The sequence below is a fragment of the Streptococcus sp. HMSC071D03 genome (assembly GCF_001812125.1).
In the GTDB taxonomy this organism is placed as follows: Bacteria; Bacillota; Bacilli; order Lactobacillales; family Streptococcaceae; genus Streptococcus; species Streptococcus pseudopneumoniae_N.
In genome coordinates, this window is sequence record NZ_KV807801.1 from 1 (window position 1) to 308 (window position 308).

Here is a 308-nt window from a genome sequence, read left to right on the forward strand (position 1 = left end):
TTTTCTACCATTTGTCAAGTATAATACGGTTTCTGACTCAACATTATTCCTGAAAATGTATGAAGGGAATTTTTTGAGAGATAGTTCGAGCCATTTTTCTGACATTTGAGCATAGAAAAATGACACCTTATCTGGCATTTTTTGAAACAAGGTGTTAGAATTATAGGGCATAGGCGACTTTAATGACTTTGTGCTAAAGTATAGTCGTAAAGTTTATTATGCATTATAAGATAATACATTGTCCTAATGAGACGATGTATAGAGGCAATCGTATGTGGCTTAGTTGAAGTTATCTGCGATTGTCTTTT

General features: G+C 33.1%; 1 pseudogene. It reads right to left on the reverse strand.

Annotation, left to right across the window (positions count from 1 at the left end):
• Positions 1-179: 179 nt before the first annotated feature.
• A pseudogene (locus tag HMPREF2837_RS11270) lies at positions 180-308 on the reverse strand (IS110 family transposase); the annotation flags it as partial.